This window comes from Bradyrhizobium sp., from assembly GCF_035570375.1.
Lineage (GTDB): Bacteria > Pseudomonadota > Alphaproteobacteria > Rhizobiales > Xanthobacteraceae > Bradyrhizobium.
This window is the reverse complement of record NZ_DATMLW010000118.1, coordinates 1-18,066: the sequence shown is the minus strand read 5'-3', so window position 1 is coordinate 18,066 and position 18,066 is coordinate 1. Positions and strand designations below refer to the sequence as shown.

20 protein-coding genes are annotated in these 18,066 nt (G+C 60.1%); 15 read left to right on the top strand and 5 right to left on the bottom strand.

The genetic code is table 11. From position 1 onward, the window contains the following. Positions 1-3: 3 nt before the first annotated feature. Together VNX23_RS12100 and VNX23_RS12095 are read right to left on the bottom strand one after the other, a co-directional pair. Complete coding sequence (locus VNX23_RS12100) at positions 4-756, bottom strand: 2OG-Fe(II) oxygenase (RefSeq protein ID WP_325630293.1); 753 nt, start codon at positions 754-756, stop codon at positions 4-6. 307 nt (positions 757-1,063) lie between these two features. After that, positions 1,064-1,669, bottom strand: coding sequence for a carboxylesterase family protein (locus VNX23_RS12095; RefSeq protein ID WP_325630292.1), 606 nt, complete (start codon positions 1,667-1,669; stop codon positions 1,064-1,066). A gap of 134 nt (positions 1,670-1,803) precedes the next feature. Here VNX23_RS12095 and VNX23_RS12090 point away from each other — a divergent pair, with 134 nt between their 5' ends. The 12 genes from VNX23_RS12090 to VNX23_RS12035 all read left to right on the top strand — a co-directional run bounded on the left by VNX23_RS12090 (position 1,804) and on the right by VNX23_RS12035 (position 11,176). Then, positions 1,804-3,045 carry a tyrosine-type recombinase/integrase gene (locus tag VNX23_RS12090; RefSeq protein ID WP_325630290.1) on the top strand — a complete coding sequence of 414 codons (1,242 nt, stop codon included), beginning with the start codon at positions 1,804-1,806 and terminating at the stop codon, positions 3,043-3,045. A gap of 262 nt (positions 3,046-3,307) precedes the next feature. Then, the gene (locus VNX23_RS12085; protein WP_325630289.1) at positions 3,308-3,571 is read left to right on the top strand and encodes a hypothetical protein; all 264 of its coding nucleotides are present in this window, start codon (positions 3,308-3,310) and stop codon (positions 3,569-3,571) included. Positions 3,572-3,707: 136 nt separating this feature from the next. Continuing rightward, a complete protein-coding gene (locus tag VNX23_RS12080; RefSeq protein ID WP_325630288.1) occupies positions 3,708-4,226 on the top strand; it encodes a hypothetical protein in 519 nt (172 codons plus the stop codon). A 74-nt stretch (positions 4,227-4,300) separates the two neighbouring features. Beyond that, positions 4,301-5,101 (top strand): hypothetical protein, encoded by an 801-nt coding sequence (locus VNX23_RS12075; RefSeq protein WP_325630286.1) that lies wholly within the window; start codon positions 4,301-4,303, stop codon positions 5,099-5,101. After that, entirely contained in the window at positions 5,098-5,523 is a 426-nt protein-coding gene (locus VNX23_RS12070; RefSeq protein ID WP_325630284.1) for a single-stranded DNA-binding protein, read from the top strand. The genes VNX23_RS12075 and VNX23_RS12070 overlap by 4 nt, the downstream gene beginning before the upstream one ends. Further along, positions 5,520-5,753 carry a hypothetical protein gene (locus tag VNX23_RS12065; RefSeq protein ID WP_325630282.1) on the top strand — a complete coding sequence of 78 codons (234 nt, stop codon included), beginning with the start codon at positions 5,520-5,522 and terminating at the stop codon, positions 5,751-5,753. Before VNX23_RS12070 ends, VNX23_RS12065 begins: the two co-directional genes overlap by 4 nt. A 2-nt stretch (positions 5,754-5,755) precedes the next feature. Further along, the gene (locus VNX23_RS12060; protein WP_325630280.1) at positions 5,756-7,093 is read left to right on the top strand and encodes an AAA family ATPase; all 1,338 of its coding nucleotides are present in this window, start codon (positions 5,756-5,758) and stop codon (positions 7,091-7,093) included. 28 nt (positions 7,094-7,121) lie between these two features. Continuing rightward, the gene (locus VNX23_RS12055) at positions 7,122-7,685 is read left to right on the top strand and encodes a hypothetical protein (RefSeq protein ID WP_325630278.1); all 564 of its coding nucleotides are present in this window, start codon (positions 7,122-7,124) and stop codon (positions 7,683-7,685) included. 523 nt (positions 7,686-8,208) lie between these two features. Next, a complete protein-coding gene (locus VNX23_RS12050; protein ID WP_325630277.1) occupies positions 8,209-8,613 on the top strand; it encodes a hypothetical protein in 405 nt (134 codons plus the stop codon). Continuing rightward, a complete protein-coding gene (locus VNX23_RS12045; RefSeq protein ID WP_325630276.1) occupies positions 8,610-9,368 on the top strand; it encodes a terminase large subunit domain-containing protein in 759 nt (252 codons plus the stop codon). The genes VNX23_RS12050 and VNX23_RS12045 overlap by 4 nt, the downstream gene beginning before the upstream one ends. Next, positions 9,335-10,267, top strand: a complete 933-nt coding sequence (locus tag VNX23_RS12040; protein WP_325630275.1) for a terminase TerL endonuclease subunit — start codon at positions 9,335-9,337, stop codon at positions 10,265-10,267. Before VNX23_RS12045 ends, VNX23_RS12040 begins: the two co-directional genes overlap by 34 nt. Beyond that, positions 10,268-11,176, top strand: a complete 909-nt coding sequence (locus tag VNX23_RS12035) for a Ku protein (RefSeq protein WP_325630273.1) — start codon at positions 10,268-10,270, stop codon at positions 11,174-11,176. It abuts the gene before it with no gap. Between the two features lie 66 nt (positions 11,177-11,242). On the opposite strand, the gene VNX23_RS12030 is transcribed toward VNX23_RS12035, so the two are convergent. The 3 genes from VNX23_RS12030 to VNX23_RS12020 all read right to left on the bottom strand — a co-directional run bounded on the left by VNX23_RS12030 (position 11,243) and on the right by VNX23_RS12020 (position 14,511). Next, a complete protein-coding gene (locus VNX23_RS12030) occupies positions 11,243-11,509 on the bottom strand; it encodes a hypothetical protein (RefSeq protein ID WP_325630271.1) in 267 nt (88 codons plus the stop codon). 569 nt (positions 11,510-12,078) lie between these two features. After that, entirely contained in the window at positions 12,079-12,633 is a 555-nt protein-coding gene (locus tag VNX23_RS12025) for a cupin domain-containing protein (protein WP_325630269.1), read from the bottom strand. Positions 12,634-13,593: 960 nt separating this feature from the next. Beyond that, complete coding sequence (locus tag VNX23_RS12020) at positions 13,594-14,511, bottom strand: hypothetical protein (RefSeq protein WP_325630267.1); 918 nt, start codon at positions 14,509-14,511, stop codon at positions 13,594-13,596. Positions 14,512-14,877: 366 nt separating this feature from the next. Between VNX23_RS12020 and VNX23_RS12015 the strand changes: the two genes are divergently transcribed. The 3 genes from VNX23_RS12015 to VNX23_RS12005 form a co-directional block, all read left to right on the top strand. Next, positions 14,878-15,303, top strand: coding sequence for a GFA family protein (locus VNX23_RS12015; protein WP_325630265.1), 426 nt, complete (start codon positions 14,878-14,880; stop codon positions 15,301-15,303). A gap of 431 nt (positions 15,304-15,734) precedes the next feature. After that, a complete protein-coding gene (locus VNX23_RS12010) occupies positions 15,735-16,151 on the top strand; it encodes a cupin domain-containing protein (RefSeq protein WP_325630263.1) in 417 nt (138 codons plus the stop codon). A gap of 361 nt (positions 16,152-16,512) precedes the next feature. Beyond that, the coding region (locus VNX23_RS12005; protein WP_325630261.1) for a hybrid sensor histidine kinase/response regulator at positions 16,513-18,066 on the top strand (1,554 nt) is incomplete at its 3' end.

Here is an 18,066-nt window from a genome sequence, read left to right as displayed (position 1 = left end):
CCCTCACCTGGCGTCGTGAAATATCACGCCCGCCGTGTGGCGATGACCGGATCGAAGCCGGCTCACGCCGTGTCGCATGTTCACGCGATAAAATCCGCGCGTGCCCTGCACAGGCCTGACATGCACGGCAAAGGCCACAGCATCGCCCTGGCGAAGCGGCACGACTTCCGCGCGTGATTGCATGCGCGGCCGCTGCTCGGTCAATACGAATTCGCCGCCGGTGAAATCCCGGCCCGGTTCCGACAACAGGATCGCGACTTGCAACGGGAACACGTGCTCGCCATAGAGATCCTGGTGCAGGCAGTTGTAGTCGCCGGGCCCGTATTGCAGCAGCAGCGGCGTCGGCCTGGCCTGGCCGGCGGCATGACAGCGCTTGAGAAACGAGTCGTGGCTTTGGGGATAGCGGATGTCGATCTCCATGGCCTCGTTCCAGCGATTGGCGATGCCATACACGTTCGCATACAGCAAGGGGCGCAATTGCGCGATCAGATCGGGAAGCGGGTAGGAGAAATATTTGTATTCGCCGCTGCCGAAACCGTGGCGGCCCATCACAATCCGGCTGCGGAAATGCGCATCATCGCCGTAAAGCGCCGCGAGCGCGCGGCATTCTTCCGCAGAAAGCAACGCCTTCAGAACGGCACAACCCTGCGCGTCGAGGTCGTTTTCTGCTTGCGTCCAATCGATCGCGGCGACGCGCGCGGCGATATCGGGGGAGGACGGCGCGGGTTGGACAATGTTTTGGGCGACTGATTTCATGCGTGCGATTTTCGCAAATTCGGATGCGTAGCACCACCCGATTTCCGGCCGAGCGGCGTTTTTGTTCCCGTCATTACAAGGAGCGCTTGCGACGAAGCAATCCAATCTTGCTATGCGGCTCGATGAATTGCGTCGCGGAGCCCGAGGAAAGACGAACAGGTTGGCCGTTCCGCGTCGTCATGTGCCGGGCATTGCATTCAATCACGATTTGCCGAGTGATGTGCCGCGGCCACGCACCTGTTTCATAGAATAGAAAGAGGGCGCCCGGCTCGGCGGGCGCCCTCGACATTCGCGGATGCGAGCCGTGCTATGGCAGATTCGGCACGCCCAAGTTGACGATGGACGGCCTCGACAGATTGAGGCTCTGGTCCCAGAACGCGCACTGGTGGACCCTTGCCAGATCGGTGGGGTCGCTTGCGGTCTCATGGGTGGGCGTCGGCGGCACGAACGATATGAGGTCATCGAGGTCCGACACGTATTGCGGCCAGACCACCGGGGCTTCGCCCCGGTTTGGATTGCCGGTAGCGGCAAAGGTCGTCCAAAACAGGACCATCTGATTGGCAAGTCGCTGCTGACTGGCCGTCAACGGCGTCTGCTGAAGGTCGAGCCCGAGCCCTGACGGACTGGAGACCGGGAACAGATACTGGATCTCCGCCGTGTGATCCGAACCGTAGGGATAGTTGGTGCCGTCGTGCAGGGTAGTCGGCGACAGGAAATTGTCGGGTGCCTGCTCGTCGTTGAACTCGTAGGCGAACACCGGCACGAACTGCGACGCGCTCTTGTCGATCGTATGGGCATTGCAAGCGAAAACAGCGTCGGTCGCCGCGGCCGCCAGCGCAATATTCGCGCTCAGCGGCGTGTTGCCCGAGGGATACAGCGTGATGACGCCGGGCAATCGGTCCGGCAGAGCCATTCCGTAGCCGTTCGTAATAGCCTTTTATTTCCTGCTAGATCAAAAACTTAGCCAAAATACCTCGCCGCATGTTTCCGCTTGCGTTCGTCCCCGTTCGGGCCCATATAGATGGGACGGATAGATGGGAGGAATTCATGCCGCGCCGCGCCAAAGGACTTTCCGCCGCTGCAGTGCAAAAAGCAAAACCGGGCCGCTATTTTGATGGCGACGGGCTGGTTTTGACCGTCCGCGGGCCGGACGCCAAATACTGGTCGCTGCGCTACCGCAAGGACGGCAAGCTCAGGGAGATGGGACTAGGACCGGCCGCCGGCCGTCGCGGCGTGACGCTGGCACAGGCTCGCAGGCTCGGCAGAGACCTCTTTGACCAGCACAAGGACGGCCTCGATCCGCTCGCCAGCAAGGCCGGCAACCACGCCGCGGCCCGCCTCAACGCGATCACGGCGCCGACCTTCGAGCGCGCCGCCATCGATTACATCGAGGCGCATCGCTCCGGCTGGTCGGACGGTGAGACTGCACAATGGGAACAGAGCTTGCGCGATCATGCCTTTCCGATTCTCGGCAAGATGCCGGTCGCCAGCATCGACGTCCCGCATATCGTCGCCGTGCTTGAGCCGATTTGGGTCGAGAAGTCGACCACCGCGCGCCGGGTGCGTGGCCGGATCGAACGGATTTTAGGTCGCGCCAAGGTGATGAAACAGCGCAGCGGTGAAAACCCTGCGCGCTGGGAGGAGAATCTCAAGGAGCTGATGGCGAAGCGTGCGAAGGCTGCGCGGGTGCCGCAACATCACGCGATGATGCACTATGACGAGATCGGCGATTTCATGATCGAGCTGCGCACCATCGATGGCGTTGTCGCCCGCTGCTTGGAATTCGCCGTCAGGTGCGCGGCGCGCGCGGGCGAGGTGCGGTTTGCTACTTGGGCCGAAGTCGATCTGGCCAAGCGGGAATGGACCGTGCCCGCCGCACGCATGAAAATGGGCATCGAGCATAAGGTGCCGCTTGACGCTCGCAGCGTTGAGATCCTGCAAGAGCTGGCGCGGACCCGCGACGGTGACTTCATTTTCCAGATCGACGGCGAGCCGATCGGCAAGGATGACATGCTGCAACTGTTGCAGCGGAAGATGAGGCGCCGCGACGCGACCGTGCATGGTTTCCGCGCGACGTATCGGACGTGGATCGACGAGAGGACCAGCTTCAAGCGCGAGGTCGCCGAAATTTCCTTGGCGCACGGCAACCGAGACAAGGTCGAAGCGGCCTACGCTCGCGCGGCATTCCGTGAGCAGCGCCGGCAATTGGCCGATGCGTGGGGCGCGTTCTGCGACATGCCGAGCGTTCGTCCATCCGGCGACGTGATCGCGTTCGGGCGCGGCGCGTGACGGCCACCTTCGTTCTCGTAAGGACCTTGACGGGAAATGGCGCGGAGCCTATAGGCGATTCTGTTGCTGATTCGCGCGAATGCGTTTCAGTTACCTCTTAAACTCTTAGCGTGTCTGCAAGATCGTCAGGGCCGGATGGCTAGCTGACTGAGCGCCGCGAACAGGCTGGATGGCCGGAAGAGATTCTCAGGAAAATCCTGGGTCTCGCCGGCTTTTTTTATTTTGTGTGCCGCGAGCCCCGTTTAACCGGAGGGCTTTGCACATGATCACGAAAAAATCCAACCCCCCCAAGAAGCGCGGCAAGAAGCGGACGCGCCCCCGCGCACCCCGCGGCTTGCAGCGCCGCGATGCCTTAGCGTTCACCTTGGCGGGCTATCAGGCGCTCGGTGGTCCCGGAAAAACAAGCGTTTACGAGCTAGGCAAAAAGGGCGTGCTGGAGCTGTTTAAGGACCCTCTTGGTCGCACACTGATTACCGGAAAATCCGGCCGCGCCTTCTTGGGCATCCCGGAAGACGCCACCTCCTGAAATCGCAAAACGCCGCTCCGTGATTTGAGCGGCGTTCGCGCATTTCGGGGCGGCAGGTTTGCGCCGCTCCACCACCAATTCGCCGATCTCGCCGGCAAGCGCGACCAAAAGTCTCCCCGATCAAAAGGAGTGCCAGATGCTTAAACGGACTCCGGAACTTCCGCAAGCATCTCATTTCCCAGAATCCGCCACCTCCTACCCCGCGCTTTACCTCAACTCCGCCTGGCGCGTGATCCTCTGCCGTGACGGCATCCAATGGATTCTGCAACGTCGGAACGTCCCGGCGGGAACCGGCGACAATCGCCCGGAAAGGCACTCGACAGACGATTGGCGCGGTCGGAGCTACTGCCGGACCCGGTCGGCCCTGATCCGCTGTTGCGACCGTTTCTGCGGCGAGATCGATCCGGCGGCGGCCGCGGAACTTCGGACATTGCCGGACCTGGCCGAGCCGCCTTCTGCGACTTCGCCTGAGGCGAAGTCGCCTGATTTGCCCCCGCCAGAGCCAACCGAAGCCGAGACTGCTGAGCGCGCCGGCTCGCATATCACTTTTCCCGATCGGCAATGGCACCCGATCGGCACCGTCAACATCAAGGAATTCGATGACATCGCCGGCCCGATTCCAGACTTCCTGCGCCGCGGCGAGGTGCGAGCATGACCGAGTATTCTGGAACAGGTACCAAAATAATGGGTCGAGGCATGGCGCAGGGCTCGCTCGACCTGATCGAGGCGATGCGCGTCATCGCCGAAGCGGCGCAGCCGATCACCGGTCGCGGTGTCGGATACAAGCTGTTCACTCAGGGTTTGATTCCATCGATGGAGCGCAACGAGATGCGGCGCGTCTATCGGTTGCTGCTGAAAGCTCGCGAGCAAGGCGACATTCCTTGGGATTGGATCGTTGACGAGACCCGCGAGTTCGAGCGGGTTGCCACATGGGACGATCCCGAGCAGTACGCCCGCGTTGTCGCTCGCTCCTATCGCCGCGACTTCTGGAATCAGCAGCCAGTTCGCGTTGAAGTCTGGTCCGAAAAGGGCACGGTGCGCGGCGTGCTCGCGCCTGTGCTCGACGAGTATGCGGTCGGCTTCCGCGTGCTGCACGGATTTAGCGGCGCGACGACGATCAATGATGTTGCTCAGGATGACGACGGCCGACTGCTGATCGTGTTCTATGTCGGCGACTTCGATCCCTCCGGGATGTTCATGTCGGAGGTGGACTTGCCCGCGCGGCTGTCCAGGTACGGAGGCGATCACGTCAGGCTGATACGGATTGCCCTCACGCTCGAACAACTGGAGGGACTGCAGTCATTCCCGGCGGCCAATAAGAAGAAAGACCCGCGCTACAAATGGTTCGTCGCCAGCCACGGCCGTCACTGCTGGGAGCTTGACGCCATGGACCCGAACGATCTCCGCGATTGCGTCGAACGGGAGATCAAAGCTCTGATCGAGCCGGTGGCGTGGCAACGTTGCGAGATCGTCAACAAGGCCGAGCAAGAATCGCTGAGGACGGTCCTTGATTCATGGGGCGCGCGATGAGTGTTCACGTCCTCGTCTCCGGCTCGCTTTTCAAGAATCCCGAAATCAGAACCTCTTCGAAGGGCAAGAGCTACGCGACCGCAGCGATCCGCACGGCATCGGCTGATAACGCGACCACCGATTTTTGGAATTTGTTGATCTTCAGCGAGACCGTGCAGGCGGAGTTGCTGCGATTAAGCGAGGGCGACCAGCTCGCTGCGCAAGGTTCGCTTCGGCTCGAGCTTTACAACGGCAAAATTTCGCGGACGGTTTTCGTCGACGCGATCTTGCCGTTGCGCCGCGAGCGAAAGCCGAAGGCCGCGCCGGTAGGCAGCAAGGCCGCGGACGCGATCGTGAAGCAAACGATCGAACCAGGCACCGCCATGCCGACCAGCGCGGCGCCGTTCGATGATGACATTCCGTTTGCGCCGGAGTTTCGATGAACAGCACGGTCCGAGATATCGATCATCAAAGCGCGGCGCCGGACCCGCTCGTCGTCTTCAGGTGCCGCGCGGAAGCGAGGGCGGATTTGGTCGCGGCCGGCCTCTACGAATTGCAAGAGGCTGTTGATGGGCTGCAGGCGGACGCAGAGGCGCAGGGTCTCGTTGCGCGGTACGGGCAAGACACCCTGCAAGAAGTTTTGAGCCAGAGTTTTGCGCGATGGAGTCTGTAAACATGGCGCCGCAGATCGATCCGCTTCCAAAAAGCAAAAGGCAGACTCAATTCGAGGAGTTCGAGGGACGCGCGGAAGCGTTCGGTTCCCTTGTCCGCGACGGCCGCCTGAGCGCAGCCTCAGCGAGCAAAATGATTTGGGAAGACGGCCGCGCCAGGGACTTCAGCGACGAATACATCGCCGCTGTGATCGACAACGTGATCGAAGGTGAGCCGCGCACGAACGGCGCGGACGCGCAGTCGTTCGATGACTACGGCGCCAGGCGACCGGATGACGCGGCCGACATCGAACCGCTCGAAACGATAGACCCGGCAGATTGGGACGGGCAGAAGCCGCCGGAGCGGCAATGGATCATCCGAAATATGATCCCGCTCGGCGAGGCGGGATTGCTCAATGGACATGGAGGCGCCGGCAAAACGTTGCTGGGATGTCAGATTGCCGTCGGTGTCAACATGCAAACCGATTGCCTTGGCTTCGCCGTCGAGCACGGCGGGCCGGTGCTGCTTTATTCGCCCGAAGAGCGGGAGGAAGAATTACATCGCCGCCTCGTCGTGATCGTGGAGAGCCGCGGCAAGCGGCTAGGTGATCTGAAAGGCTTTCGCATCTATTGCCCGCCGCCGACGGAAACGATGCTCACGACCGTCGGCCGCGATGGCCTCGTCAAACCGACGATGACAATGCTGCGGCTCGAGAAAACAATTGAGACGTTGCGCCCGGTTCTCGTGACGATCGACCATATCTCCATCGCGTTCGGCGGCAGCGAGATCGATCGTTCCATCGTCGGGCAGAACGTCGGCTTCATGAAGCGGATGGCCGGTCTCTGCGGCAGCGCCGTGCTTGGTTTCCAGCATGTGAGCTACGCCGGGCTGAATAGCGACGAAGGGAGTTCGGGATCAACTCAGTGGCACAATGCCGCCCGCGCCCGCATGTGGCTTCGCAGTGTGAAGGACGACGAGGCATCGGAGCTTCGCGAGCTTGTCATCAAAAAGCAAAACTACGGGAAGGACGGCCAAAGGCACCTGTTACGCTGGCAGAAGCCGGGCCTGTTTGTGCCCGTCGGGACACCATCGCTCGTTGAACGCGCATCCGAAGAGGCAAAGGTCGATTCGGCCTATCTGGACTGCCTGAGAGCGGTCGAGACGCAAGGCCGGAGAGTTGGGCCATACACGGGCAGAAGCTATGCGCCCGCAATTTTCGAGAGCATGCCGCAAGCCCGCGGCTGCAAGGCCAGGGTCTTAGCCGCGGCTCAAGAGAGGCTGTTTGCGAGCGGCAAGATCGAGGTCACTACGATCGGGCCAAAATCAAGACAGGTGACGATCATCAAGCGAAAGGAGGCGTAACAATGAGCATCGGACCGGCAACCGTTAAATGTTTCCAAAAGCCAACGGCGATCAAGAGGAAACACTTATGAGCCGCGGACCTGGCCGCGTACAGCAAACGATCACCGACCTGATCGCCAGCGATCCACATGGCGCTTGGACCGTTCGCGAAATATGCGAGCGCCTGTATCCCGGCTGGCGCGTCGAGAAAAAGCATCGCGTCGCCGTAACCCGCGCGCTGCGGCGAATGAAATTGCCGGGGACGTGGGGCGTGCGCATGTTGCACCGACAGGGATCGGAATATTACCTTTACGACAAATGCGATGAGGAAAGCACCGAGCACGCGGATTATTTGGGATACTGGAAGGCTGCCCCGATGGGCTTTGCAGCATGGAAGGAAAGGTTTCCGCACCGCATCGACGAAGCGCGGAAGTCATGCTCGGAGGCGCGCCGTTATCGTGATGCGTCACCAATTGAAAAGCTCGAAATCGAGATCGCCGAATTGAATACGAAGATCGGTTTCGCGGGCATGGCTGGCATCAGCCCTGCGCCTTTTAGGCAGCAGATCGCCGAGCTGAAAGAAAAGAAAACAGAGCTTCAGAAAGCAACTTGACCCAATGCAAAACGGTAAATTTGTAGGGTCAATCGCCTTCGATCGCCCTTCAAACGCCCTTCGATCGGGGTTCGATCGCCCCTTCGATCGGGTTCAAACGCCCTTCGATCGCCCCTGCCAACATCCCCCCATACCCCCCCTCCGTTCGAAGGGCCCTCAAGGGCGGCTTCGCTGGAGGCTCGCCGCGGGCCCTTCTAACGGGAACAAGAAAGAAAACCGCGCCGGGCCGATCGCTCCGTCTCGCAAAACCCGAGCGTAAAATAAAATTGCCGAGCCGAGCACCAGGGGTGGCACCTTTCGTGCCAGTTTTCGGCACATCCGGTGCTACCGATCGCTGGCAATCGGGGCCGCTGCCGCGGTTCCGATCGGCCCGTTAAATTGTTGATTTTAAAGGCAAAATTCTTTGCGTCGGAGACATTCTCCGCCTGATAGCATTGAATTTGCTGCATTTTCAGGCCTGTCCCATCTTCCCGTCCCATCCTAAGCCCCTTGCAAGTGGCCCGACTCTGCTTATGCTGATGCAATGTCGGACCTCAGTTCACAGCGAGTTACGCGTCATCAAAAACAGGGCCGCTCCGCGGTCACGAATGGCAAGCGAACGCTGATCGGTGTCCGTGGAGCGAGCAAATTCGGCCGCCGATATCGCGATTTGATTGATCTTTTCTCGGCTGAGGTCGCGGAGGTCGGCGGCGTTCTGACCGAAACTGAAGCAGCCATGATCAAGACGGCCGCTGCACTCGCGATCAAGGGCGAGCAAATGCAGGCCGCGATCATCAACGGCGACGCGATCAATGCGGATGATCTGATCAGGCTTTCTAGTGAGGTTCGGCGAATTCTCGCCGAGATCGCCGGAAAGGCCGGCAAGCGGAAGCCGACCGGGCCGACGCTAAGCCAGTACCTGGCGGAGCACGAGGCCGAGCAGCCATGAGCAGCATTGATCATTGGCGTTCTGATCCGGTGCAATTCATCGAGACTGTCTTGCACGATCCCGAGACCGGCAAGCCGTTCAAGTTGCTTCCCGCCGAGCGCGACTTTCTCGCGCACGCGTTCAAGCTCGATGCCAGTGGCCGCTTGCTTTATCCGGAGCAGTGCTACGCCGCGCCGAAGAAAAGCGGGAAGACCGCCTTTGCCGCGTTGCACATGCTCGCCACCGTACTGCTGTTCGGTGGCCGCTTTGCTGAAGGCTACTGCATCGCCAACGATCTTGAGCAAGCGGCGTCCCGTGTATTCCAGGCTGCCAAGCGCATTGTCGAGGCCTCGCCGTTACTGAAGCGCGAGGCAAAGATCACCGCCGATCGCATCTTGTTTCCCGCATTTCACGGCGCAATGATCAGCGCCGTTGCCTGCGACTATACTGGCGCGGCCGGCGCCAACCCGGTGATCAGCTGCTTCGACGAACTTTGGGGCTTCGTCTCCGAGAACTCGCGCCGGCTTTGGGACGAGATGATCCCGCCACCAACGCGCAAGATCGCCTGCCGGCTGACCGTGACCTATGCCGGTTTCAGCGGCGAATCCGTCCTGCTCGAAGAGCTCAACAGGCGCGGCCTGGCGCAGCCCGAAGTCGGACCGTGCCTGCATGCTGGCGATGGCATCCTGCTGGCCTGGCATCACGATCCGATCGCGCCGTGGCAGACCGAGGCGTGGCCGAGATGCGCAGGTCTCTGCGCCCCAATCAATTCCTGAGGATGATCGAGAACCGTTTCGTCACGTCGGAAAGTTCGTTTGTCGATATGACGAAGTGGGACGCCTGCGTCGATCCGACCTTGACGCCGGTGTTTGCCGACAAGAACCTTCTCGTTGATATTGGCGTCGATGCTTCGGTCAAGCACGACTCCACCGCCATCGTCGCCACTACCCCGCTGTCAGACAAGCGGGTGCGGCTGGTGACGCATCGCATCTTCCAGCCGACGCCGGACCAGCCGCTCGACTTCGAAGCCACCGTCGAGGCGACACTGATCGATCTGTGCAATCGCTTCGCGGTGCGTGCCATTCGGTTTGACCCGTACCAGATGCAGGCCGTGGCGCAGCGGCTGCAGAAGCGCGGCCTGCCGGTCCGGGAATTCCCGCAGACCGTTCCCAATCTGACCCTCGCGTCGCAAGGCTTGTGGGAGCTGATCGAGGCTCGCGGCTTGCTCTTGTATCCCGATGCTGCCATGAGGCTGTCGGCATCGCACGCGGTTGCGATCGAGAGCCCGCGCGGCTGGCGCATCGCCAAGGAAAAACAATCGCACAAGATCGACGTCATCGTCGCGTTGGGCATGGCCGCCCATGCCGCCGTCCGTTTACGAGGCTCCTCAAGCGCAATTCGGCGTCTACGGCAGATCCGCCCCGACATTCGGTCAGCCCCCGCGCGTCGGAACGCCGGACAGCGCGAAGTACACTTCATCGCCGGAGGATTTTCGGAACATGCTCGCCGATATGGAAGAGATCGAAAGGCAGCGGGGGCGAGGATGGTTTTTTTCACGCAGGTCAAGCTCTCCGAATTTTCGAATATAAATGGCCGCGACGACCGGCGGATGTCGGAACCATGGCTGTTCGATCGTCTTGAATCTAAGCCATCCCCGAAACGGAGTTCTGCGTAAATGGCCCCGCGAGCCAACTGGAAGGGCTTTCTGCGTCTGTCGCTCGTCACCTGCCCCGTGGCGCTGTACCCGGCGACGTCTGATGTCGAGAAGATTTCGTTCAACCAGATCAACAAGAACACCGGTCACCGCATCAAGTACTCGCGCGTCGACGCGGAGACCGGCGAGGAGGTCCCGAACGAGGACATCATCAAGGGCTACAAGGTCGACACCGATACCTTCGTCGAGGTGACAAAGGACGAGCTTGAGAACATAGCCCTGGAATCCACCCGCACCATCGAGATCGACGAGTTCGTCAAGCGCGAGGAGATAGACCCGCGCTATATCATCCGCCCCTATTATCTGACCCCGGATGGCAAGGTCGGACAGGACGCGTATGCCGTCATCCGGGAGACGATCCGCAGCATGGACATGGTTGCGATCGGCCGAGTGGTCCTGACCAGCCGCGAGCACATCATCGCGCTCGAACCGATGGAGAAGGGTCTCGTCGGCACGCTGCTCCGCTATCCGTACGAGGTCCGATCCGAATCCGAATATTTCGATGACATCCAGGACGTGAAACTGACGAAGGACATGCTCGACCTCGCCAAGCATATCGTGGACCAGAAGAGCGCCCACTTCGAACCGGAAAAGTTCGAGGATCACTACGAACAAGCGCTGATCGATCTCATCAACCAGAAGCGCGCCGGCAAACCCGTCACTCCGAAGGAGCGCCCACGGGCCAGCAACGTCGTGGACCTGATGGAAGCTCTGCGTCGCAGCGTCGGTCAGGAATCGGCACCCACCAAGCCTACAAGAAAAGCGCGAAAGGCCGCGAGCGGGCAAAAGGAAATGCTGATGCCGATCGAAGGCAGGAAGAAGTCGTCGGCAAAGAAGTCGGCTGCCAGGCCGCAGCGCAAATCGGCCTGACGAACGGATACGATTTTGCAGAACGCTGCCGGCGCCTGAAGTTTGTTTTCGCCTCGGCGTCGGCTCTCAATCCTTCGGAGGGCACTCTGGGCATGCATCGCCAATCGAATCCAGCACCTCGCGGATTTCGGCGATGGCCTCGTCTGGAGAAACCCCGTGCGGGGGATCATCCCGGGCGACGGCCACGGCATGCTGTCGGGCATACGGATCGGCGCGGTCCTCGATCCAGCCGTGAAATTCGCATTCGCGGATGGCGCCGGCTTCTTGCAGCACCGAGATTGCCCAGCCCCTTAGGGTCCGAATGGCGGACCGCTGTGCCTTAGCCATCAGCATTGCCTAGCTCCTGCCCGAGACGAATCGCGTCGGGACGCCTTCTGTTCCGGCTGCTAGCACAGAGCTGGGATTCCGAATTGCGGCAGCTGCGCCTTTTTCCACCTGTTCCGTCGAACCAAACTACCAACGCCTGATGTTGGATTGACGGATGGACTGTGTTGATCAACCCGAAACAACAAACCAAACATCCCGTCCGCGCAAAACGGGTTCGGGCGATCCAGAAGCAGTTTCGCGAGATGTATGCTTTGAAGCGTTGATGGAGAAACCCCTTTGGTCGGGCGCCCGCGATGACGATTCTAGCTAAAGACGATGTCCGCTTTTGCTCAGACAACGGACTCAGGTCGGCCGTCGCGCGATGTCCGTTTCGTGCCACAAGCCGACATTGAAGCAATCAAAGTGAGCCCGAGGCCTAGGAGGAAACGGGCCGCTATACCTCGACATTGGGTAGCGGGCCAGTTTGATTGTGGCAAACGCCCCGAAGAGGGTGCCAAACGGCACGGCGGAAAGAACGAAGAGGCCGCCAACTAGGTGGCCTCGCAACAGCGACGGAGGGAAAAGGCAGGCGGAGCCTACCGAAGGGGCGGCCCCACGATTTGCATGTGGTGCGCTGCCATGAGCTTCTGGTTCGTCTCGGCATCGACACCCTGCCGCTCCGCAAACATCTTCTCCAACCCGCCGGGCGTCACGCCGAACAGCAACACACCGGGCTCCGTCCCAATGTTCTGGAACGTGTGCGGAGTCTTGCGAGGAATGAAGAGAAAGGACCCGGCGGGCGCGCTCACAACACGTTCGCCCAGTTTGAAGTTGAACTGACCGCTCACAACGTAACAGAACTCAGCTTCAATTCCGTGCAGGTGGGTAGGAGGGCCGCTCTTAGGCGCAATGGTTTGACGAAAGATGCCGAGCACGCCCCCAGTTTGCTCAGCTGTCGCCACTAGTTCGGTGATATCCGCCTCTCGGCCCTGCTGTCCGCCGTAGCGGGGTGCTTCGCCGGGCAAGACGATGAATGCCTCTCCTTCTTCGGCGGCGACTGCGGGAGATCCGGAGGGCACGACAAGTAAAATCATAGCGGCAACAAGTGAATACAGAAGGCCGAAACGCATCTTCAGGAGTTTGGATTGCATGGCAACCTCGTCGGGTTATGTGGCGGCGTGCGAGTGACGCCAGAACCGGTCATTTTGCATCGGAATGGATAGCCTAGCCTAAACGCAATTTCCGTTTTCTCCTACTGGCGGCTACGCTTTCGATACTTCAATCGAATTGTCTGAGCTTGAGGCGGATGGATAGACGGCTGTGAGCAGGCGTATGACCGCTTAGGGTCAATCGCGACTCAGCCAGCCGGTCCTTCCTGCCATTCGATGTCCGCTTGTCTCCAAAAGCGACGAAATTGCTGCGCGGCCGCGGAATGACGCGATGGGCCAGAGGGCGACATTACGCGCTTACTTCGACACAGGAGCGGCGCATCGCGTACTAAGATTCGTTGGTCAGCACTAGGCTCACGCACCTCGCGCGTCGCGCACTGCTTGAGCGACTTTCGTTGCTTGCGACACTCGTCCGATTTTTGCGCCTGCAATGATCTTTCTTCGGCGGGTGCTCGCCTTCGGCACCATGCCTTCGTTCGCGGTAGCTCCGGCAGGGGGATAAGTCATGAAATTCGCGGCTCTATGCAGCGCAAGAGCCTTTCGAGCCGCTTCGACATGTGCGGTCCGAGCTGCCAGATTGTGAAGACGCCTGAGTTCCTTCTTCAGCCGCTTCAGCGCCGCGGCGAAGACTTGCTTGCGTTCTGATGCATGCTCGGCGGTTCCTGGAAAGCTTGCTCCGCGAGCCTCGGCTTTTCCGCGCCCCTCTCGCCGCCTTTGTCGGTAGAGCGTTCGCTCCTTATCGCGCATCTTGCGCAATCGGGGTTGCATGGCCTCAAGCTGAGCTACCTCGACGTCATAGATGGCGGGATGGTGCGTGAGGCGGATCGTCTCATATTCTTCGTGGCTGAGGAGGCTGCATTCGAACTTGCAAGGGACCGACATCACCATTCCTCCATTTGATTTCTTGGCCAAGCTCGCCAGCACGGATCATAGGTAATCTGCTCAGTAATCGAGGCGCCCCCACCAGCAATTATCGGCCGACTGAGCCGGCTGTTCTTTCTTCTCGCTTGGTGGGCCGAGATCCCACTTTGTCGCCGGATCAATACAAAACAGGGTAAGCCCGCCGCTCGTCCAGTCGTAAACCTTTTTGACCCGGTACATTGTGCTTGGTCCGAAGCGGCTGCAGACGTTGGTGAACATGTCGGCCCCCGGAGCAGGGTTGTCCGGTAGGGGATGGCGGTCGACAAAATGCAGCGCCGCCGAGAGGCCATCCATGGCGCGCGTGCGTTCCAGCTCCTTGGTATTCTCCAGATCGAAGCAGGCGAGCGTTTGGACCTGCAACGTGATGATGTCGCCGACTTGGGGCGGCTTGGCCGCATGGGCTGAGGTGATGGCAGCTGCAGCCAAAGCTGCGATTGGCAGAGATGATGGCTTCATGGCTGTGGGCTTCCTTTCACGAATTTCAGCCCCTTGGCTTCCGCGAGCGTCGTCACGCGCCCGACAACAGGATGATAGGCGCGGGCGCCGGGACGGCAAGGCCGGATGCTTGATGTGGTCTTCCCAATTCGCGGCGGAAGAGAGCGACATCGATCGTGATATGTGCAACAGCGAAAGTGATGTACACGTCAGGCCAGCCGCGGTAACTCCACTGCGGCGGCCGGAGACCCCCGAGATGGGAATAAGGAGCTTTATCCGAATGCTATTTGGGGCAGACACTCCCGCTCCGCTGGATGCCGTGAGGCTTGACGGAACAACCGAGGCCACGCTTGTCCGCTCCTTATCGGCATTGCCAGCGGACGAGCGCGGCTGGGTGACGTTTGCCGAGGCGCGCGTCTTGTTCTCGACAAGGGCGCACAATACGCATTCGGAGAAACGGACCGGAACGGCAGAAAAAACATTGAATCGTTTGCGACGCAGCATCGCTCCGTTATCAGCTTCATGCCGGTCGAGGGTCGGGTCTATTTCGTACGCGACCGCTGTGACGATGGCTCCTGACGGGCATCGCAGCCATTCCGACCAGTGATTTGGAAGTAGTCAGATTGAAGCTCGACAATGTCGCTTGTGGGTCATTCGCGACTGATCCAGCCGGTCCTACCTGCCACTTGATGTCCGCTTCCCTCCAAAAGCGACTGAAAGCGGCTTTGCGGCGAAACGACGCGAAGGGCCAATAAGCGACATCGCACCTGTCCAGGCACGAGGCGTCTTTCCGCATTCTTGCCGATGGTGTAGCTTTTTATGACGTTTCCATGAGCGGGCATGTATCTGCCAGAGCAAGGGAGACTGGTGATGGCAAAATATTCTGGAGAGTGTTTTTGCGGTACTGTTCGAATTGAAGTCTCCGGGGAACCGGAAGCCATGGGTTATTGTCATTGCCGATCGTGCCGTTCTTGGTCGGGTGGACCAATCAATGCTTTCACCCTCTGGAAACCAGAAGCAGTGAAGATCACGGCCGGGGCAGAGCACGTTGGCATCTTCCAGAAGACGGCGGTGAGCCAGCGGCAGTATTGTAAGAAGTGCGGCGGCCATTTGATGACCAACCACCCTCCGCTAAGACTGGTGGACGTATTCTCGGCCACGTTGCCCACGCTAAAATACAGCCCGGGCGTCCATGTGAACTATGCCGAGACTGTACTTCCCATGAAAGATGGTCTCCCGAAGTTTAAGGATTTCCCGGCGGAATTCGGCGGATCGGGCGAGCAGATACCGGAGTAGTGAAGTCGGAGATGGTTCATTCTCGACCGACTCTGCCAATCCTGCCTGCCATTTGATGTCCGCTTAGCCCCGAAAGCGACCTTTGCTCCCGGCGGTCTAGTCACTCAACTGGACGCAGGCGAGCGAGCAAATTTTGGTCCCCCCAATCGCCCGTTGCGCGAATTGGAAACGCTTAATCGTCCGCTATGCCCCAGCAGCGGGTCGAAAGCGCGACTTCGACAAAGGTCCGAGTTGGGCCACTCGCATCATTTTTGGCCCGTTCGGCGGATGTCTGCTTATCCCCTGACAGCGGCGAGAGCTGCGCACAACTAGGCGAGACGGAAGCACCTTTGGGAAATTGCCGATATCGACCTAGTCGTGCCTCTAGTTCAATTAAGCTAACATGCTACTCTTGCGGCATGGGATGGAATTGACCAAGGGGAGGAAAACCTATGAACAGGATGCTATTGCTTCTCTGTGTCAGTTTTGCGGGCGTGGCGGTAGGGGCCATTGGCGCCACATATGTCAGTGCTCAAGGTACGCCACAAATAACGCGGTCAGAGATATTGCGGAAACCAATGTCAGGGTTAGAGGGCAAAGAAGTTGTCGTCTTCCTTGCGGATGTTCCACCCGGCGGCGTTGCTGCCTTGCACTACCATCCCGGAGATGAGGCGATTTACATGCTGCAAGGATCACTCTTGTTCGAGCCGGAGCACGAGCAGCCTTTCGAGTTGAAAGCGGGCGAAATAACTTTCAATCCTGCCAAGCACGTCCATAAGGCGAAGAACGCGAGTTCGTCCGAAACTGCCAAGGTCCTTAATTGCATGATAGCGGAAAAGGGTCAGCCGCTAGCGATCCCGATACAATAAAAGGCACACTTTGCTCGGCCAACCTGTGCCTCCGCCTGGCTCATTTTGACGAGGCAGCCCGAGCTGCACGTCATCTAGGTCCGCGCGGCGCCAAAAAGCTTGGTCCGCCTTACTCTCGAAAGCGGACATGTTTGAGCCTTTCAAAGTTTGTCAGCTCTGGGCCAAACTCGGACTAATGCATTGCCGTAAATCACCCAAACAGCTCATCGGCACGGGGAGCAACGATGGTGGCGAAGTCGGGCTGCCATGAGATCCAGCGATTGCCAACATGGGGAGCCCCGCCTGGCCTGAGGTTGCTGCTGGAATGTCGGCGTCCCTCTGACTAAGATGTAGGAGACGCTCTGTACAAAAGAGGGTGTTCGTGCGCTTTCTCCCGGACATTCGCTACGGCAGCGAGAATTATCCCGAAAAGGTTGCGCGGCGGCTTCGTGCCGTCAATCTGGCGGCATGGATCGGCGCTACGGTCGCCGCGTTTGGCTTCGCCAGCTTCCTGCGCCTCGAGTTCCTCAACCCGAAGCCGGGACTGTGGAAGGCTGCCGTGGTCTTGGCGCTTGGCGCGTCGATCTGGGCGTCGGTGCCGCTGCTTCACCGCTTCGGAGCGCTTTGCGGCGCGCTGACCGCGATCTTGACGATGCAAGCCTATCTCTTCTGTCTCACCTGGCTGATCGGCACCGGCAGCGGCCTGCAGATGCTCTATTTGGTGGCTGCAGCGCTCATCTTTGTCTTCGGCAGGGAGCGTTTCTTTCTCTTTGTGGTTCTTGGCATTCTGGCTGTGCTGCAAGTTGTGGTGCTGCAGATCATGGTGCCACACGATACAGGTCTGTTAGATTCGGCGGCGCTACTTACTACATTCGTTTTCACGGTCACCGTGACCGTGGCCGTCCTGATTGCGATCGTCACCTTTGTCGTCGGCGAAGCTGAGCAAGCTGAGGCAAATCTTGCCAGTCAGCATGCCGTGGTCCAGGACAAGAGCCGGCTGCTGGAGATGGCCAACAGGCAGCTGGAGATGGCCGACCGATACAAGTCGCACTTCCTCGCTTCGGCGAGCCACGACCTGCGCCAGCCGCTCCACGCCCTCAATCTTTTCGTTGCCCAATTGCCGACCGAAAAGAAGCCGGCGGAGCGCAAACGGCTGGTCTCTCGCATCGACGCGGCGGTGGCGTCAATGAACGAGCTGTTTGAGGCGCTGCTCGATATGACTAAGCTCGAGGCCGGCATCCTGCATGCAAATCCTGTTGATTTGCCCGTGCAGCGGCTGCTCGAACACATCGAAACGACGTTCACCGCACTCGCGGGCAAGAAGGGCCTCAGCCTGCGCGTCGTACCATGCAGCGCGTGGGTGCGCAGCGATCCGATCCTGCTTGAACGCATCCTGTTCAACTTGGTGGGCAACGCGGTGCGCTACACGGCGCGCGGCGGTGTCGTGGTGGGTTGCCGCGGCCGCGCTACGCAGTTGCGCATCGATGTTTGCGATACCGGCTCCGGCATTCCGGAGGATCAACGCCGGAGCATATTCAGCGAGTTCTACCAGCTGGCGACCCCTGCTCCGGATCGCACGGCGGGGCTCGGGCTTGGCCTTGCCATTGTTGATCGGCTCGGCCGCCTGCTCGGCCACCCGGTGCAACTGCAGTCCAATCCCGGTCGCGGCTCGCGCTTCTCGGTCTCGGTCCCGTTGGCGGCGGAACTCCACGACACGGTGCCGTTGCCGGTTGCCCTGCACGCTGCCGACCTCGCGCAGGGCAAGCGGGTAGTGGTGATCGACGACGATCTTCTCGTCCTCGACGGGATGCGCGGGATTTTGCAGAGCTGGGGGTGCCATGTTCACACAGCAGCGTCGGGTGCGGCCGCCCTTACCAGCGTCGCGGACGGTTGCGGGCAGCCTGATCTGATCATCTCCGACCTTCGTCTCGCCGAT

Excerpts from the sequence above, each read along its gene's own strand:
- VNX23_RS12100 (WP_325630293.1), bottom strand. The coding sequence starts at position 756 with ATGAAATCAGTCGCCCAAAACATTGTCCAACCCGCGCCGTCCTCCCCC.
- VNX23_RS12095 (WP_325630292.1), bottom strand. The coding sequence starts at position 1,669 with ATGGCTCTGCCGGACCGATTGCCCGGCGTCATCACGCTGTATCCCTCG.
- VNX23_RS12090 (WP_325630290.1), top strand. The coding sequence starts at position 1,804 with ATGCCGCGCCGCGCCAAAGGACTTTCCGCCGCTGCAGTGCAAAAAGCA.
- VNX23_RS12085 (WP_325630289.1), top strand. The coding sequence starts at position 3,308 with ATGATCACGAAAAAATCCAACCCCCCCAAGAAGCGCGGCAAGAAGCGG.
- VNX23_RS12080 (WP_325630288.1), top strand. The coding sequence starts at position 3,708 with ATGCTTAAACGGACTCCGGAACTTCCGCAAGCATCTCATTTCCCAGAA.
- VNX23_RS12075 (WP_325630286.1), top strand. The coding sequence starts at position 4,301 with ATGCGCGTCATCGCCGAAGCGGCGCAGCCGATCACCGGTCGCGGTGTC.
- VNX23_RS12070 (WP_325630284.1), top strand. The coding sequence starts at position 5,098 with ATGAGTGTTCACGTCCTCGTCTCCGGCTCGCTTTTCAAGAATCCCGAA.
- VNX23_RS12065 (WP_325630282.1), top strand. The coding sequence starts at position 5,520 with ATGAACAGCACGGTCCGAGATATCGATCATCAAAGCGCGGCGCCGGAC.
- VNX23_RS12060 (WP_325630280.1), top strand. The coding sequence starts at position 5,756 with ATGGCGCCGCAGATCGATCCGCTTCCAAAAAGCAAAAGGCAGACTCAA.
- VNX23_RS12055 (WP_325630278.1), top strand. The coding sequence starts at position 7,122 with ATGTTTCCAAAAGCCAACGGCGATCAAGAGGAAACACTTATGAGCCGC.
- VNX23_RS12050 (WP_325630277.1), top strand. The coding sequence starts at position 8,209 with ATGTCGGACCTCAGTTCACAGCGAGTTACGCGTCATCAAAAACAGGGC.
- VNX23_RS12045 (WP_325630276.1), top strand. The coding sequence starts at position 8,610 with ATGAGCAGCATTGATCATTGGCGTTCTGATCCGGTGCAATTCATCGAG.
- VNX23_RS12040 (WP_325630275.1), top strand. The coding sequence starts at position 9,335 with ATGCGCAGGTCTCTGCGCCCCAATCAATTCCTGAGGATGATCGAGAAC.
- VNX23_RS12035 (WP_325630273.1), top strand. The coding sequence starts at position 10,268 with ATGGCCCCGCGAGCCAACTGGAAGGGCTTTCTGCGTCTGTCGCTCGTC.
- VNX23_RS12030 (WP_325630271.1), bottom strand. The coding sequence starts at position 11,509 with ATGCTGATGGCTAAGGCACAGCGGTCCGCCATTCGGACCCTAAGGGGC.
- VNX23_RS12025 (WP_325630269.1), bottom strand. The coding sequence starts at position 12,633 with ATGCAATCCAAACTCCTGAAGATGCGTTTCGGCCTTCTGTATTCACTT.
- VNX23_RS12020 (WP_325630267.1), bottom strand. The coding sequence starts at position 14,511 with ATGCTGCGTCGCAAACGATTCAATGTTTTTTCTGCCGTTCCGGTCCGT.
- VNX23_RS12015 (WP_325630265.1), top strand. The coding sequence starts at position 14,878 with ATGGCAAAATATTCTGGAGAGTGTTTTTGCGGTACTGTTCGAATTGAA.
- VNX23_RS12010 (WP_325630263.1), top strand. The coding sequence starts at position 15,735 with ATGAACAGGATGCTATTGCTTCTCTGTGTCAGTTTTGCGGGCGTGGCG.